The organism is Mesotoga sp. (assembly GCF_035363035.1).
In the GTDB taxonomy this organism is placed as follows: domain Bacteria; phylum Thermotogota; class Thermotogae; order Petrotogales; family Kosmotogaceae; genus Mesotoga.
The window spans coordinates 1-15,914 of record NZ_DAOSEH010000013.1; the positions used below are offsets into that span (position 1 = coordinate 1).

Below are 15,914 nucleotides of genomic sequence, written 5' to 3' on the forward strand. Positions count from 1 at the left end.
ACCCCAGCGGATTTTGAGTCCGCCGCGTCTGCCAGTTCCACCACCTCGGCTGGCATTAAAACTCTACCATCAATACCATAGAGTGTCAACGAGGTTGACCAGAAAATTAGGACCCCGACGTTTTGCAGCGCCAGTTATGGAAAATCTGAGAAAAGCACTCACTCCAAACCTTACAGCAGGTCTGATAGGAGAAAATCGAACTCGGGCATACCCGAAGCCCAGGGACCGATCTCGTAAGGCTGAAAGTATATATAAAGCCTTCCCGCATTCAGATAAAAGCCCTGGTCCGGTTGAACTCCCTTGAATTCCTCAGGCCACAGATCTTCCCTTTCGTTTATCTGTCCTATCAGCAACTCATTAAGTCTATTCTCGAAATCCTCGGAAGGAAAGAGGCTTTTTAGAGAGACCAGATGATTCCCCCTGACATCGATGTTGTATGTCCGCCTGGCTGCATTTGGATGAGCTCCTCCTGTGAATTCACTGAAGATCATGTCTATGCTGAGAATACCGTTGCTCAAGTAAGCGGTATAGACCACATAGACATCGAAGATTCTGAAGGGCCATTCATCGCTTTTAGATGCCTCGTAGGCATCGGCCGCCATCTCCTGGATCTCCTTTCTATATCCCTCGACATCGGATTTTATCAGAGAGTTGATATAGGATTCGAAGCCCGCTTTCGTAAGTCCTTCAATGAATGGAATCTGAAGGTTGACTACACATATTGTTGAGTCCTCGGTGATGTGAGTACCACCAACATAAATAATGTTCCCGCCACTTGCAAAGATCATTTCCGGCAGTTCTTCGGTCATAGCCACGGCAACAACGACCAGAGAAATTGTGAAAAGCAACAGCAGCGCTCTCTTCATTTTCATCCCCTCCTCTTCCTTGTGCTAAAAACGATCCTTAGACTTCAAACGGCAGAAACGGGTTCTTTGTCACCGAACCATCTCCTCCGTCAGCAATCACCGCTCTGACAAACCATCCGATTTCAACCGGCGCGTATTTTTTGGTGCGATCAGATCTTGATTATCGACAGAAACGATTAGAATCACGCTTCTCGGAGTGACTTTCTACGATTTTATCATGCCATAATGGGATATATTTGAGAAGGTATGTGATTACTCGAAGAGAGAATGTGATGCTATGATTGAATCGGAGGTGAAAAGATGATACCTGAAATCACTCTTGACATGGTGAGAGTAACTGAAGCCGCCGCGTTGTTTTCGAGCGTTTATCTGGGACGGGGTGACAAAGAGATCGTTGACCAGAGAGCGGTTGACGCGATGCGTGGAATCCTCGACCTCCTTGACATGCGAGGAACAGTCGTGATCGGTGAAGGAGAGAAAGACCAGGCTCCGATGCTGGCTGCGGGGGAACATGTCGGCAAATGGGAGGAGGAAGATCCAGAAGTTCTTATCGCCGTTGATCCAGTTGACGGTACAAGGCTGGTGGCCAACGGCCGCCCCAACGCTTTGAGTGTGATAGCGGCGACCGAAAGGGGTAAGATAGCTCCGCTTCCGACTTACTACGTCGATAAACTCGCGGTAGGGAAAGAACTCGCCGGGAGTCTAGATATAAATGCAAGTCCGAGAGAGAACCTCAGAATCGCTGCCGCGATTCTCGGAGTCAAAGTATCCGAACTCACTGTCACGGTGCTGGAGAGAGAGAGAAACTACCCGCTGGTGGAGGCCATAAGGAACGTGGGAGCAAGGATAAAACTGATCAACGACGGCGATATAGCGGCAGCGATCGCCACGGCTCTTCCAGACGGCGGAACCGAGATATATATGGGGATTGGTGGTTCGCCGGAAGCCGTCCTCGCGGCAGCGGCGCTCCAGTGTCTCGGTGGTGAGATACAGGTGAAATGCTGGCCGAAAGACAGTGCAGAGATCGAAAAAACAGAAAAATCCGACTTCGAAATCGACAGAGTTTACTGGACTCACGACCTGATAAGGGGAGAAGAGGTAATTTTCAGCGCGACCGGCATAACCGACGGTTCTTTCCTTAAAGGTGTCCGTTTTACCCACAGCAAGGCCATAACCGACTCAATAGCCATGAGATCGAGTACACGAACGGTCAGAAGAATAACCGCCTACCACGAGATAGCGTACAAGACGATCACTACCAAGACCGGTGGAGAGGTCTATATCTTCAACAGTCTCATGGGCAAAAGAACATAAAAAACCGCAAAGCTAATAGTACCGCGTTTCACTTGTCGGACAAGCTTCATCAACGGGTGGCATTTTTGTCTCGCAAATATTGATGGCAAATAACCGCCTCCCGTTTGTCTTCGCAACGCAAACTCTTTGAACCTTAACGAAAGTAGCAGGTGCTATAATTAGCGCAAAACACCGGAGGTCTCGCGAGATGATCTGTGTTCTTCTGAACGATAGCGATTTCGACAGAACACTCTCTCCAATAGAGTTTGCACTTGAAAAACTGGGAGTGTTTTACCGCACATGGAGAACCTTTCGAGAGGGGTTCCCGCAGTACGCCTCGGACTGCGATGGATTGATAATCTCGGGTGGATTCACGATGAAGGGTTACTTCGAAGAAAAAGGCGATCTATACGGGGCGAGCTTTTTGAAGAATTTTGGCAAACCCATTCTGGGTATCTGTCTCGGTATGCAGATACTGGCGAGGCTTGCAGGAGTTTCTCTGGTAGTGTCCAGAGAGCTGGGGATCTCAAGGGTGTGGCTGTATGAGGGCAACGACCTTTTCAAAGGTATGAAATCGCCACTGGAAGTCTGTCAACGGCACAACTACGCCCTGCCTTATGTTCCGCGCGGTTACTCCGTCATCGCTAGGAACGATTCAACCTTCATTCAAGCTATAGCCTCGAAAGATAACCTGAAATACGGAGTACAGTTTCACCCCGAAGAGATAGACCTCGGATCGGAAATAGAGTCGCTCAAGATATTCTCGAATTTCGCTTCTATAGTGGAAAGACATTCAACTGAAAATTCAGGAGGGGGAAAATGAAGATAGGTATAATAGGTGTGGGGAATATAGGTGGAATCTTCGCCCACAGACTGTTGAGCAAGTTCGAAGGACTAGAGGCACTGTATCTGCTGGACAGATACCCGGAGAAACTGTCCGGCCTGGCCTCAGATTCCACCCGGGTAGTACTCGCTTCCGAACCGTCGGAGATATTCAAAAACTGCACACATGTGATTCTTTCGGTGAAACCGCAGGACTGCATGGAACTCTTCGCCCAGATCAAGAACGGCAGGCAGCACAATCCGATCATAATAAGCACCATAACCGGCATTCAGATTGACACCATCGTTTCCAACACCTCCATAAAAAAGATTGCGAGAATCATGCCCAATGTCCCTAGCGCCATCGGCAGGGGAGTGACTGGTCTGGTTTTTTCGGAAGGTTTCACCAAAGACGAGTGCCGGGAAGTCAAAAGGATACTTTTCACGATGGGAGATATCGTCGAGGTCAGAGAAAAGGACCTGGCGGCTGTCACTGCGCTCAGCGGGAGCGGCCCGGCTTTCGTATTTGTAATCGTCGAATCACTCATAGATGTAGGATTGAAGATGGGACTCTCCTACGAGGTCTCAAGAGAACTAATACTCGGCACCCTGGGCGGATCGGTCGAGCTTCTCAAAGAGAGGGGAAACCATCCGGGTGAATTCAGACACCTCGTCACTTCGCCCGGAGGTACAACGATAGAGGGGATTTACTCGCTGGAAAGGGAAGGACTCAGGGGAACTATAATGAAGGCTCTTTTCGATACTTATCTGAGAGCAAAAGAGATCAACGCTGAACTGGAGGGGAAGAAATGACGGACCTTGCGGTAAAAGGAGTGAAAGTCAAGGAAGCCTCCAGATTTCTGAGACTGGCGAGCACCACCATTAAGAACCAGGCTTTGAAGTCGATCGCCGGTTCGATAGACATGAACCGCAGCGCGATACTCGTCGCGAACTCTCTGGATGTTTTGCAGGCCAGAAACAGAGAGATCAAAGAATCACTGATTGACAGACTCGCACTCACTGAAAAAAGGATAGACGGCATGATACAGTCCTGTTATGACGTAGCGGCGTTATCCGATCCCGTTGGTGAGATAGAAACCACCTGGATCCAGAAGGACGGCCTGAGAATATCCAGGGAAAGGGTCCCTCTCGGTGCCATAGGCATGATATACGAATCACGGCCCAACGTTACGGTCGATGCCTCGATACTGGCACTCAAATCCGGAAACTCCGTTCTTCTTAAGGGCGGCAGCGACGCGATAAACTCCAACAGGGTGATAGTGAGTGCTATAAAACGCGGTCTGGAGATGGTCGGTCTTCCCGAAGGATGCGTAGAATTGATAGAGGACGTTTCCAGGGATTGTGTGATGGAGATGTTGAAAATGAGAGAGTATTTGTCACTGATAATACCCAGAGGAGGTAGCGGTTTGATACAGTTCGTGGTCAACAACTCGACAGTGCCGGTTATCGAGACCGGAACGGGCAACTGCCACATATTCGTGGACTACAACGCCGATCTACGCAAGGCTGTATCGATCGTTGATAATGCAAAAACGCAGAGACCAGGGACATGCAACGCCGTAGAAACGATTCTGGTACACGAGAAGATCGCGGGGGAGTTTCTCCCGATGATTAAAGAAGCTCTCTCAAGAAAGAACGTCGAACTCCGCGGTTGTGAAAAATCGAGGCAGTTCGTGGAAATGGTACCGGCCACCGAAGAAGATTATGAGACCGAGTTCCTGGACCTCATCCTGGCCGTAAAGGTTGTGAGAGATGTAAAAGAGGCCGTCGAGCATATAGAGAGATACTCCTCACACCACTCGGAGTCAATTCTGACTCAGGACTACTCGAACGCCAGGTACTTTTTGAAGGCCGTAGATTCGGCCGCGGTTTACGTGAACGCCTCGACACGCTTCACAGACGGCGGTGAGTTCGGATTTGGAAGCGAGATAGGCATAAGCACTCAAAAACTACACGCCCGCGGGCCGTTCGGTTTGAGGGAACTCACGAGCTACAAGTACACCGTTATGGGTGACTACCAGGTGAGAGAATAATGTCCAGAATAGTGCTTAAAGTCGGTTCAAACCTGCTGGTGAAAAAGAATGGAGAACTGGATAAACATTATATAGCCGAACTCGCGCGAGAAATAGCCAATCTCAAGTCCCTCGAAAATGAAGTAGTTCTGGTCTCGTCCGGCGCTAAAGCCGCCGGTTTTGGCTATCTCAGCGGTAGAAGCGCCGAGCACGATCTGTACCTTAAACAGGCCCTGTGCGCGGCCGGACAGGTGCAGCTGATGAAGCTGTACGAAACGGTTTTCGATCTCTACGGAGAAAAGGTCGCACAGATACTCGTCAACCGCGACGATTTCGGTGATAGAAAGCGCTTCCTCAACCTGAGGAATACCCTCATAGGTCTTCTCGAAATGGGTGTTATACCCATAGTGAACGAAAACGACACTACCTCGACCGAAGAGATCATGTTCGGCGATAACGACATACTGGCTGCCATGTTCGCGATGGGCTGGAAGGCCGATTTTTTAATACTCATGTCCACGGTCGATGGAATCTACGACGAAGAGGGAAAGGTGATGCGCATTTTCGACTCAGCCAGCAAGATCAAGAGTATGTCCGGGAGCAGCTGGGGGACCGGGGGGATAGGCACCAAGATCCGCGCGGCAAGAGGGGCTTCGGCCTCAGGCATCAAATGCTGTATTTGTAACGGCCGCGAACTGTCAACCATCGGTCAGTTCATTCATGGAATCGAAACCGGAACGGTCTTCGAACCGATCGATTCGTCGCCCGGAGCCAGAAAGATCTGGATAGGTTTTCTCTCGACTCCTGGAGGTTCGCTTATAATAAACAAAGGCGCCATCACCGCCTTGAAAAGGGGTAAGAGTCTTCTGGCTGTCGGCGTCGAGAGAGTCGAAGGCGAGTTCTCTCAGGGAGAGGTAGTCAGGATACTTTCCTTCGAGGGTGAGGAAATCGCGCGCGGGATAAGCAACTTCAGTTCCTTCGAAGTCGATAGAATCAAAGGAACCAGAAGCGACAAACTATCGGCCATACTCGGCCATGACTGTGCGAAAGTTGTCGTTCACATAGACAATATCTACCAAAATTGAGCTTTCTACTCTCTCACCGCCTCTCTACGCGAAGCGACCGAGAATGTACAATTGAGAGAGGGAGGTGAGAGAAATGTACGTTGCTGTTATGAGGTACCACTTTCGCGAAGAGTCTCTCGAGAGGGCCTGCAGTATATGGAAAGAAGCGGTGCTCGAAAGGGCGACCGGCCGCGAGGGTTTTGTCCGCGCCTTCATCATGACCGGTACCGGCGGAAAGGCATTGGCCGTGGGTATGTGGGAAGAAAAAAGACACGCCGACGAGTTCATGAAAACAGGCGTCTTCAAGGAACTTTTGAATGACTTTACAGATATGATGGTAGCCAATTCCGAGCACGAGGCCTACGAAATGAAGTTCTGTTCGGAGAAGTAACGATGCTCGATAAAATCGACCTGGAAGCAAGGCTAACGAGTAAGGAATACTCCCGGACCCTGGAATCTCTGGAACTGCGGCTTGGCTTTCTCCAGCGGAAACTCAAGGAGAGATCGGTTCCGGTGGTTATACTCTTTGAAGGCTGGGAGGCGTCTGGAAAAGGTACGGCGATAAACAATCTAATAATGCCCCTGGACCCAAGAGGGTTTAAAGTATTTCCCATGGCCGGCACTGGGGAAAACGATAGGTTTTATCCATATCTCTGGCCTTTCTGGAACCGGCTTCCCTCCGGTGGCCGGATAACGATTTTCGATAGAAGCTGGTACAAAGTTCTGCTCGATGAAGAAAAAGCGATGAGCGAAAGAGAGTTTCTGTCGCATTTGAAAACCTTCAACTCCCTGGAAAGACTGCTCACCGATTCAGGCGCCGTGATCATCAAGTTTTTTCTGCACATAGAGCGTAAAGAGCAAAAGAAGAGGCTTGAGAAGCTGGATTCAGATTCATCGACTTCCTGGAGGGTGAAGAAAAGAGACTTCCGCCAGAACAAGAACTACGAAACTGTGAAGATGCTCGTCGAGAAGGTACTGCAAGCTAGCGACACGGATATCGCACCCTGGTACATAATACCCTCGACCGATGAAAAGCTGGCCGCTGTACAGATAATGAACACCGTCGTGAACTGCCTCGAAAAGGCTCTTGAAAGAGACAATGAGGTAACCGGCACGGTCAATTCCTGGTCCGGTAACACTTCCGTCATCGATTCGCTCGACCTCTCCAAAAGTATAGAGAAGGATCTTTACGAGAAGAGACTGGCCGAAGCGCAGAAAAAACTGAGGGAGTATCAACATCTTCTATACAAAAAGAGGAAGTCGCTGGTAGTCGTTTATGAGGGTATGGACGCCGCGGGAAAGGGTGGAAATATAAGGCGTTTAACCGCTAAACTCGATCCCCGTGGTTACGAGGTGATACCGATCGGTGCGCCTAACGATACAGAGAAGTCGTACCATTATCTCTGGAGATTCTGGACCAATATGCCAAAAGACGGACATATCGCTATCTTCGACCGCAGCTGGTACGGCCGCGTTATGGTCGAAAGAGTTGAAGGCTTCGCCAGTGAAGCGGAATGGGCCAGAGCTTACCGTGAGATAAACGATATGGAGGAACAGCTACACGATCACGGAACCGTCGTGGTAAAATTCTGGCTGCATATAGACCTAGATGAACAGTTGAAGAGATTCCAGGCGAGGGAAAACGATCCCGAAAAGCGGTGGAAAATTACACCCGACGACTGGAGAAACCGTGAAAAATGGGATCTGTATAAACCGGCGATAGAGGAGATGCTCGTTCGTACGAGTACTTCGTACGCTCCGTGGACCGTAGTGGAGTCGAACGACAAGAGATACGCCAGAGTGAAAGTCCTGGAGACTCTCGTGAAACTGCTAGAGGAGAACCTTTGAGTGAAAATATGGACTACCAAAGTGTTATGTCTGCGTTTTTTGTTTCGATGTAGTCCCGGTGAGTGCACTATGCTGGAGAGAATAAAATGAAAGCTATTTTGATTAGCCTGCTCTGTCAGGCGATACTATTTTACGGATATCTTTCGGCTTCGCTTGCGCTGGTGTTCTCCGGAGGCGGGGTCCGCAGCATTTACCAGCTCGGAGTCTGGAAGGCTTTGATCCAGCTCGGAGTGGAGATCGACGGAGTCTTCGGCAGTTCTGCCGGTGCGATAAACGCCGCCGCTGTTGCCAGCAGGGAATACGAAGCGGCCTTGCGGTTCTGGCAGGAGCTAGAGGTCGATACCGTCTTCAATATATCGGAAAAGACATCAGAACTCCTGAAAAAGGGCTTTGCCGAATGGAAATTCCTCGAAGCCCTGTCGCTCGCCAGAGAGGTAATAGATTCTCGGGGCATAGACTCCGGGCCTCTAGAAACTCTGCTGGAAAAAGTGCTCGACGAAAAGAGGATCAGGAAATCAGGTATAGATATGGGCATAGTCGTCTATTCGTTGAGCCGCATGAGGCCGCTTGAACTATCCCTCCAAGATATACCGGAAGGTCTGCTCGCAGAGTTCGTTTCCGCCAGCGCCAACTTCCCTCTCTTCAAAAGGATCGAGATAGAATCTCAGATCTATATCGATGGAGGAATTTATAACAACGTACCGGTGAATATGGCGATAGAGAGAGGCTATAGCGAAATAATTCTGGTGGATCTCCACTACAGAAGGCTCAAAGATTTTTTCGATATCTGGTGCGCCCACGGGAACGAAGAGATAGAACTCACTGTCATTTCCCCACAACACGACTACGTGGACCTCTTCGAGTTCAACAGATCCGACCTGTCTAGAACTCTAGTTCAGGGATATCTAGATGCTTATTCGGCCATGGGCAAGATCTTTTCGGGTTATACCTATATATCTTCCTCGCCTGGAGATTTCAGGAAGAGATTCATGTCGCTTCGGGCCGACCAGATGAAAGAAGCGCTCGGCCTGCTTGGAATCGCTGAAGCGGGCGAAGACGGGGAGCATCTGTGGAAGAGTCTTGAAAAGTATATGGAAGAGGGCGGCGATGTAGAAACCGCCTTTTTGAAGGTACTCGACAGATTCGCTTCGCTTCTAGGATTGGAGAGACTTCACCTCTACGACACGGGAGAACTACTGGGTATCATCTCTGGTGAAGTTGATGACGATCTTACGGTGAGTGGAAGGTATAATAACAGAGAGTACATGCAGATGGGCAGATTTCTCCGGTACATCCACGAGAACACCCGGGGAGACGGCTCCTCGCTTGAGATATGGAGCCTGATCACCGGTACTGTCGAAAGCCTTTCGGAAAGTAGTGGAGAATTGAACTGAAAAAGATCGATATCGCTTTAAGGAGGTTTGAAATGTTCAGATTTCCCGGAGGATTGTATTCCGATGTAAGAATTGAGGATGTCTTTAAAACAGACATCTCCGTAACGCTCGACAGACTTGACAACATGAAAGAGCAACGCTACAGGGCAGCATTCATTAGAGTCTTCGACGGACGGAGGTGGTATTACAGCTCCACAACAGATATCGAGTCCATTCAGAGAGAACTCGAAAGGCTGGCAGGACTCTCAAGTCCCGACCCGAACATCAATAACAACAAAGTCGTGAAAACTTTCGAAATCAACAAGGGCAGCTTTCTGAATTTCAGTGGTTCAAAGGATATCTCCAAAACAGCCCTGAAAGAGAAGATGGATCTACTGAGTCAGTACTTCCCCCACCTAAAGGTGAGCGAACCGATAAAATTCTGGAGAGGCCAGTACATAGACCAGAGAGTCGTCAAAAGCTTCTATTCCAGCAAGGGCTCGGCACTGGAGTTCGATTACCAGAGAGTGGGCTTCAGGCTCTCCTACCAAATGTCCCTCGGCGAGGAGAAATTCATGGATCGTTATGATCTGGCCGGGAACGACATTTCCCCGCTGAAAGACAGGGGACGTGAGGTGCAGGAAAGAGTCAAAGGCTCGGAACACTTTCTCAAGAACGCCACGACTGTGAAACCGGGAAAATACACCGTAGTTCTGTCGCCGGAAGCAGCAGGAGTCTTCGCTCATGAAAGCTTCGGCCACAAGAGCGAAGCCGATTTCATGCTCGGCGATGAAACGATGATGAGGGAGTGGAGCATCGGAAAAAAAGTGGGCAGCGATGTCCTGTCGATCATAGACAATGGCAACCACCCCGGTGTAGGCTTCGTATCTTTCGACGATGAGGGTACCAGAGCACGTGAAACTTATCTCATAAAGGACGGCTATCTCACCGGAAGGTTGCACAGCGTGGAAACGGCGGCCGCACTGGGAGAACAGCCTACCGGTAATGCGAGGGCCGTGAATTTCGAATACGAACCTATAGTTAGAATGACCACAACCTACATTTCACCGGGAGAGCTAACCTTCGACGAACTCCTCGAAGGAATAGAGACGGGCATCTACGTCGGTTCTCTCAACCACGGATCGGGTATGTCGACGTTTACCCTGGCTCCCAACCAGGCTTTTATGATAAGAAGCGGTAAAATAGCCGAACCGGTCAGGATTTCCGTGATATCGGGAAGCGTCTTCCAAACCCTGAACGAAATAGAGGGCATTACCAGGGACTCCAAGATACTCTCATTCTCTCTCGGCGGCTGTGGAAAAATGGAGCAGTATCCGTTGCCGGTAGGTTTCGGCGGGCCGTATGTCCGTGTTAGATCTTTGAATGTACAGTGAGGTGTTGAGATGACAAAAGAGAGATATATGAGCCATTACGTTGAAAACGCGATCAAAATAGTACAGACACAGGTAAGCTCTATAAGGAAGAAGGACATAAAAAAGACTTCCGTAAGACTCTACGACGGCAAATGCATGGGAGTTGCCGGTGCCCTGGGAGACCAGAATGAAAAGGATCTGCTCGAGAGAGCCGAACAGTCGCTGAAACTAGAAGTACCTTATCCATTTTCGCCCGGCCGATCGATGGAACGAGAAGAAGATATAGAGTCGGATCTCCAGAGAGAGTCGGAACTTCTCGAAGAAACGGAAGGGATGCTTGAAGCGCTCAGGGAAACTCAACCGGAATTCAGCTTCAGTCAGGTATTCAAGCAGAGCACTCTGGAGACGTCTATCGATAACGATCTGGGGTTGAACCTCAGATCCCGCAGAAGTTTTCTCAACCTGACACTGGTAATAAAGGATAGAAATTCTTCCAACATAATGGACGCGGTAACAGGCTATGCAGGAAGAAGGTTCGATAGAGAGGGATTTCTGAACCTCACCAACATGATCTGCGATGCTTACACAAAGAGAATACAGAGTTTTGAGGACGGTTACTACCCGGTGGTGTTCATTGCCGACGACACGACTTACCTTACGAAATTCTACGAGGCGCTCCATGGAATGCTTTTCGGAAGCGGAGGTTCTCTATTCAGCGGAAAGCTTGGGGAGAAACTGTTCTCCGAAAACTTCACGCTCTACCAGAGCAGGAATGCCGAGGATGGTTTCGAAGGTTCCTTCTTCGATACCGAAGGAAGCTTCAACGATGGAGATCTCTTCCCTCTAGTTGAAAATGGCGTACTGAAAGCGCCTTTCACGGACAAAAAAAGCGCGGCGCTTTTCAACCTTCCTCATACGGGATCGGCTGGGGGAGAGTACGATGGGATCCCCGAACTCGGCTTTCCGAAATTTAAAATCAAAGAGTCCGAAAAGACCGCAAAAGAACTGCTGGGGGGCAAGAAGGGCATCTTCGTTCTCATCGCCAGCGGTGGTGACTTCACACCGGACGGCCATTTCGCGACGCCGGCCCAGCTGGCCTTTCTCTTCGACGGAGAACGCCTCGTGGGGCGTTTGCCTGAGCTGAATATCAGCTCTCACCTCTACGAGATGTTTGGAAATAGTTTCCTCGGAGTCTCGAGTAACAACCTCCTGGATCTGGAGAACTCCAAAGTCGCGGTCATGAGAATGAAAGCCGAAAAAATTATTTGAAACTGGCCGATACTCAAAAGGGTTATAATTATCGTGTTAATCAAATGGTATTTGAAGAGGTGGAAGTGGTGGAACACGGTTACGATCGCAAAAAGCTGGAAGAGGAGTTCGACAACCTTCCCGAAGCATCTCCCATAGCAGATATAGATCCATTCAAGGGTGACATCATAGCCACGGTCGGTGCGATAGCTCTCGATTATCTCGACCTAGGTAGAGATGATGTTTTGCTGGATATTGGCACCGGACGTGGTAGATGGGCCGTTGCCGCGAGCCCTCACTGCAAGAAAGTCATCGGTATCGATATAAGCAAGAGAATGATCGAAGATGCCAGGTCGAACGCCGAGAATTCCGGTGTTACAAACGTCGAATTCTACAGGGGATCTTTCGAAGATCCTTCAGAAGAAGTTGACCTAAAATCTAAGGAGATAAACAAAGTCATAGCGATCTATTCGTTGCATCATCTAACCGACGCTATGAAATCCGAAACCTTGACCAAATTCGTTTCCCTCATCCAGAGACCTGGAACTATTGTCATAGGCGACATAATGTGGTTCGACAATCCCAACAACCACCGTGACGAATGGGACGAAGTCTATTACGACGACAACGAAACGGACCATCCCGCGCCAATACATTTCATCAGAGAAGTCTTCGAAAAGGCCGGGGCAGACGAGATAGAGATGGTCCAGGTTCACCCTCTGGTCGGCTTGATTTGCGCCCGCTTTCTCTGATCTGGGAGATGAGATCTTGTCGAAACTCATGAGAGTGGTAAATCGAGAACAATGCATAGGCTGTTACAGTTGTATGAGCGCCTGTTCCAGAACGTGGGAAAATGCGCTCACGGTTGAAAAGTCGGCCATGAGAGTCAAGAACTATCCCGGAGTAGAAGGAGCCTTTTCAGTCAGGATATGTTACGGCTGCATAGAGCCGGATTGCGCAGCCGCCTGCCCTTCGGGAGCCCTAACTCCTAGAGAGGGAGGCGGGGTGAAATTCGAAAAAGACAGATGCATCAACTGCGGCGCATGCGTTAAGGCCTGTGTACCCAGGGCGCTTCAGTGGGATCTGGAGGAGCTTCGTCCCATCGTCTGCCATCATTGTGGCATTTGCGCTGCTTTCTGCCCAAACAACGTTCTGGCGCTTGTGGAGGTGGAGAAGTGAGACAATTCTGGATGCTCGAAATCGACCTGACCGACGGAAAGTTCAAAAAGGTCGATGTCACGGGATTGTTCTCCGAATGGCTCGGGGGAACAGGCGTGGCCACCAAACTCCTCTATGATAACTGTTATCCCGGGCTCGATCCATACTCCCCTCAGGCACCGGTGATTTTCGCCATCGGACCTTTGAACAATCTTTTTCCGGTGATCACAAAGACCGTTGCACTTTTCAAATCTCCACTCAACGGAGATCTGGGCGAATCCCACGCCGGGGGAAGACTCAGTCTGGCGATGTACGAGAGCGGTTACCACGCGATACTCATACGCGGGCGGGCTCCTTCTCTCTCGTATGTTGTCATAGAAAATGATACAGTATATATAAAACCGTGCAATTCTCTCAAAGAGATGTCGGCTCTAGCAACGGAGAGAGTCTTGAGAGACAGCGAAGAAGGACTCGGCAAGAGAGCGATAGTGCGAATCGGCCCATCGGGTGAAAGACTATCGCCAATAGCCTGTGCCACAGTCGATACCTCGCGTCACTTCGGACGACTTGGACTTGGAGGCGTTCTCGGCTCCAAGAATCTTAAAGCCATAGTTATCTCGGGCAGCAAATACTGGACTCTGGAGAAGAAGAGAGAATATAATTCCCTTTATTTGAGACTGTATAAAGAAGTAGTTCAGTCAGATTCTATGGCAAAGTATCATGATCTGGGTACATCTATGAACGTCTATCCGCTAAGCAGGATCAACGGACTTCCAACGCGAAACTTTTCTCAGGGTTTCTTTGAAGGAGCCGACAAGATATCCGGTGAAGAGTTCGCCCGATCAAGGCTGTCCCAGCAAATCGCCTGTGCCGGCTGTCCGACAGGCTGCATTCACATGGCCACATTGAGGGAACCCTTCAACGAGCCCCATCACATGTACAAGACCATAAAAGTCTCGTACGATTACGAACTGATATACGCCCTGGGCTCAAACCTTTCGATCGATTCTACGGATATGATACTGAAACTACTTCTGTACGTTGAAAAACAAGGATGGGACGCCATTTCGATAGGTGTCACTCTCGCCTGGGCGACCGAAGCCTTCCAGAGGGGACTGATAACGGAAAGAGAAACCGACGGTGTAGTGTTGAATTTCGGCGATGGGGAGGCTTATTTGAAAGTTCTGTCGAGGATAGCGGCCGGTAAAAATCAATTCTTCAAAGACCTTGAAAGGGGGGCCGATTACTGTTCGAAGAAGTACGGCGGAAAAGATCTCTCCATTACATTCAACTCCAACGAGGCGCCCGGTTATGTCACCGGTCCATTCGCTTTCATAGGTTACGCCACCGGTGTCCGTCATTCACATCTGGACAACGCCGGTTATTCTCTGGACCAGAAGGCGGCCACTAGGCCCGTGGATTTCGAGAGAACGATCCTGGAAATGTACGAAGAGGGTGTATGGAGGATGATTCTCAACTCGTTAGTCGCCTGTCTCTTCTCAAGGAAAATCTACGACATTAACACGATAGTCGAATCATTAAGTGCCGTAGGAATAGACTGGAGCGCTGACAGATTGACGGCCCTTTCCCACAGGATTCACGGTCTTAAATACCTTTTTAAGGAACGGAACGGATTCACGCTCGACAAACTCACCCTGCCGGAGAAACTCTCCCGTGTATATATGACCAACGGAAAGGTTGACGAAGAGAGATTCAGAAAGGGGCTCGAGCTGTACGGAAAGCTTGTCGAAAAAGATACGCAACTGCCGATTCTGGACCCGGATTGATCCAGGTCCAGAATCAACACGTATGAACTCAGTCGATAACTCCTTATTCTTTGACCGTCACCTTCGAGCCGAATATGCCCTTTCCAGGATCGAAGCCGCGTTTCAACGCCAGCTCGTTGGCGATCTTTTGAAGGACGGCCATCATGGGAATCGGAGCGATGACCTCGGGAAGCCCGACCGACACCCTGATGCTTCTCTCACAAGCGGACTGGAAATTGGTCAGAGTTATCAGTTCGCATTTCTGTTGAATATCTCTGTGAAGCTCTTCCATTAAAGCGGCCGTTTCTCCAGACGGGTTCATAGTCATGACGACGGGTCTGTCGTTCAACAACTCCACCGGGCCGTGTCTGAAGGCCGCACCGGAATAGAAAACGAGACTTAGTTTCGCAACCTCGGCGAACATGAGTCGGGCCATCTTCGCCACGCCAATTCCATAGCCTCGTGTTACGAGTATCCTCTCCCTCTTGCCGGCAAGCAGTTCGACCAGATGGGTTACATCTGTTTCGAAGGCCTCTTCGATCGATTCCGGCAGCTTGGAGAAGTCGATCACGGTTCCCGACCAGGCCAGAGCCATGAGAAGAGTGGTCACGATGCTGTTGGTGAAGGTCTTCGTCGCTCCCATCGATCTCTCTTTGCCCGCATGAAGCGGGAAAACCTTTTCTTTTGCGAGTCTTTTGCCGGCAGTACTCAACGGATTGTTGGTTACGAGGGCCATTTTGTCGAGAAGGCCGATATTATCGTCCATGAATCTCAACAACTCTGCACTCTCTCCCGATTGACTTATCGGGACGATCGTACCGTAATTCTTGAGAAGGTCCGGGGAGGAATAGGAAATCAGCTCGGACATTTCCACACTGTCGCTATCTATTCCCCGGGAACGTAGAAAAGCCGTCGCAACGCTACCGGCATGAAGCGAAGCTCCCATGCCCGTGAAAAGAACCCTCGAGCTGTCCAGTTTCCGGGATTTTCCGCTTATCTCGTCTGCGGAACTCAAGAGAAGTCTAACTGCTTCGGGCTGTTCCATAAAATCTTGCTTGAATTGTGACATC

General features: G+C 49.8%; 15 protein-coding genes. 13 read left to right on the forward strand and 2 right to left on the reverse strand.

Translation table 11 applies throughout. From position 1 onward, the window contains the following. Positions 1 to 170 precede the first annotated feature (170 nt). Positions 171 to 866: a PdaC/SigV domain-containing protein gene (locus tag PKX57_RS03815; protein ID WP_213922960.1), complete on the reverse strand. Its 696-nt coding sequence runs from the start codon at positions 864 to 866 to the stop codon at positions 171 to 173. Positions 867 to 1,166: 300 nt separating this feature from the next. Between PKX57_RS03815 and glpX the strand changes: the two genes are divergently transcribed. The 13 genes from glpX to PKX57_RS03880 all read left to right on the forward strand — a co-directional run bounded on the left by glpX (position 1,167) and on the right by PKX57_RS03880 (position 14,865). Further along, on the forward strand, positions 1,167 to 2,180 hold the full coding sequence (gene glpX / locus PKX57_RS03820) for a class II fructose-bisphosphatase (RefSeq protein ID WP_213922959.1): 1,014 nt from the start codon (positions 1,167 to 1,169) through the stop codon (positions 2,178 to 2,180). 187 nt (positions 2,181 to 2,367) lie between these two features. Beyond that, positions 2,368 to 2,982 carry a glutamine amidotransferase-related protein gene (locus tag PKX57_RS03825; RefSeq protein ID WP_213922958.1) on the forward strand — a complete coding sequence of 205 codons (615 nt, stop codon included), beginning with the start codon at positions 2,368 to 2,370 and terminating at the stop codon, positions 2,980 to 2,982. Beyond that, positions 2,979 to 3,794, forward strand: a complete 816-nt coding sequence (gene proC, locus PKX57_RS03830) for a pyrroline-5-carboxylate reductase (protein ID WP_214047409.1) — start codon at positions 2,979 to 2,981, stop codon at positions 3,792 to 3,794. Before PKX57_RS03825 ends, proC begins: the two co-directional genes overlap by 4 nt. Beyond that, positions 3,791 to 5,035 carry a glutamate-5-semialdehyde dehydrogenase gene (locus PKX57_RS03835; RefSeq protein ID WP_214048683.1) on the forward strand — a complete coding sequence of 415 codons (1,245 nt, stop codon included), beginning with the start codon at positions 3,791 to 3,793 and terminating at the stop codon, positions 5,033 to 5,035. Before proC ends, PKX57_RS03835 begins: the two co-directional genes overlap by 4 nt. Beyond that, a complete protein-coding gene (gene proB, locus PKX57_RS03840) occupies positions 5,035 to 6,099 on the forward strand; it encodes a glutamate 5-kinase (protein WP_213921897.1) in 1,065 nt (354 codons plus the stop codon). Before PKX57_RS03835 ends, proB begins: the two co-directional genes overlap by 1 nt. 73 nt (positions 6,100 to 6,172) lie before the next feature. Beyond that, on the forward strand, positions 6,173 to 6,469 hold the full coding sequence (locus PKX57_RS03845; protein WP_213921898.1) for a hypothetical protein: 297 nt from the start codon (positions 6,173 to 6,175) through the stop codon (positions 6,467 to 6,469). Between the two features lie 2 nt (positions 6,470 to 6,471). Further along, positions 6,472 to 7,926, forward strand: coding sequence for a polyphosphate:AMP phosphotransferase (gene pap, locus PKX57_RS03850; RefSeq protein WP_213921899.1), 1,455 nt, complete (start codon positions 6,472 to 6,474; stop codon positions 7,924 to 7,926). 86 nt (positions 7,927 to 8,012) lie between these two features. Further along, positions 8,013 to 9,320 carry a patatin-like phospholipase family protein gene (locus PKX57_RS03855; protein WP_213921900.1) on the forward strand — a complete coding sequence of 436 codons (1,308 nt, stop codon included), beginning with the start codon at positions 8,013 to 8,015 and terminating at the stop codon, positions 9,318 to 9,320. 32 nt (positions 9,321 to 9,352) lie between these two features. Continuing rightward, on the forward strand, positions 9,353 to 10,693 hold the full coding sequence (locus PKX57_RS03860) for a metallopeptidase TldD-related protein (RefSeq protein ID WP_213921901.1): 1,341 nt from the start codon (positions 9,353 to 9,355) through the stop codon (positions 10,691 to 10,693). A gap of 9 nt (positions 10,694 to 10,702) precedes the next feature. Continuing rightward, positions 10,703 to 11,941: a metallopeptidase TldD-related protein gene (locus tag PKX57_RS03865; RefSeq protein WP_213921902.1), complete on the forward strand. Its 1,239-nt coding sequence runs from the start codon at positions 10,703 to 10,705 to the stop codon at positions 11,939 to 11,941. A gap of 44 nt (positions 11,942 to 11,985) precedes the next feature. Then, positions 11,986 to 12,672 carry a class I SAM-dependent methyltransferase gene (locus PKX57_RS03870; protein WP_472413892.1) on the forward strand — a complete coding sequence of 229 codons (687 nt, stop codon included), beginning with the start codon at positions 11,986 to 11,988 and terminating at the stop codon, positions 12,670 to 12,672. 16 nt (positions 12,673 to 12,688) lie between these two features. After that, entirely contained in the window at positions 12,689 to 13,099 is a 411-nt protein-coding gene (locus PKX57_RS03875; RefSeq protein ID WP_213921903.1) for a 4Fe-4S dicluster domain-containing protein, read from the forward strand. After that, entirely contained in the window at positions 13,096 to 14,865 is a 1,770-nt protein-coding gene (locus PKX57_RS03880) for an aldehyde ferredoxin oxidoreductase C-terminal domain-containing protein (protein ID WP_213921904.1), read from the forward strand. The genes PKX57_RS03875 and PKX57_RS03880 overlap by 4 nt, the downstream gene beginning before the upstream one ends. Positions 14,866 to 14,908: 43 nt before the next feature. Here PKX57_RS03880 and PKX57_RS03885 read toward each other — a convergent pair whose 3' ends face one another. After that, positions 14,909 to 15,889 carry an SIS domain-containing protein gene (locus PKX57_RS03885; protein ID WP_472416076.1) on the reverse strand — a complete coding sequence of 327 codons (981 nt, stop codon included), beginning with the start codon at positions 15,887 to 15,889 and terminating at the stop codon, positions 14,909 to 14,911. Positions 15,890 to 15,914 lie beyond the last annotated feature (25 nt).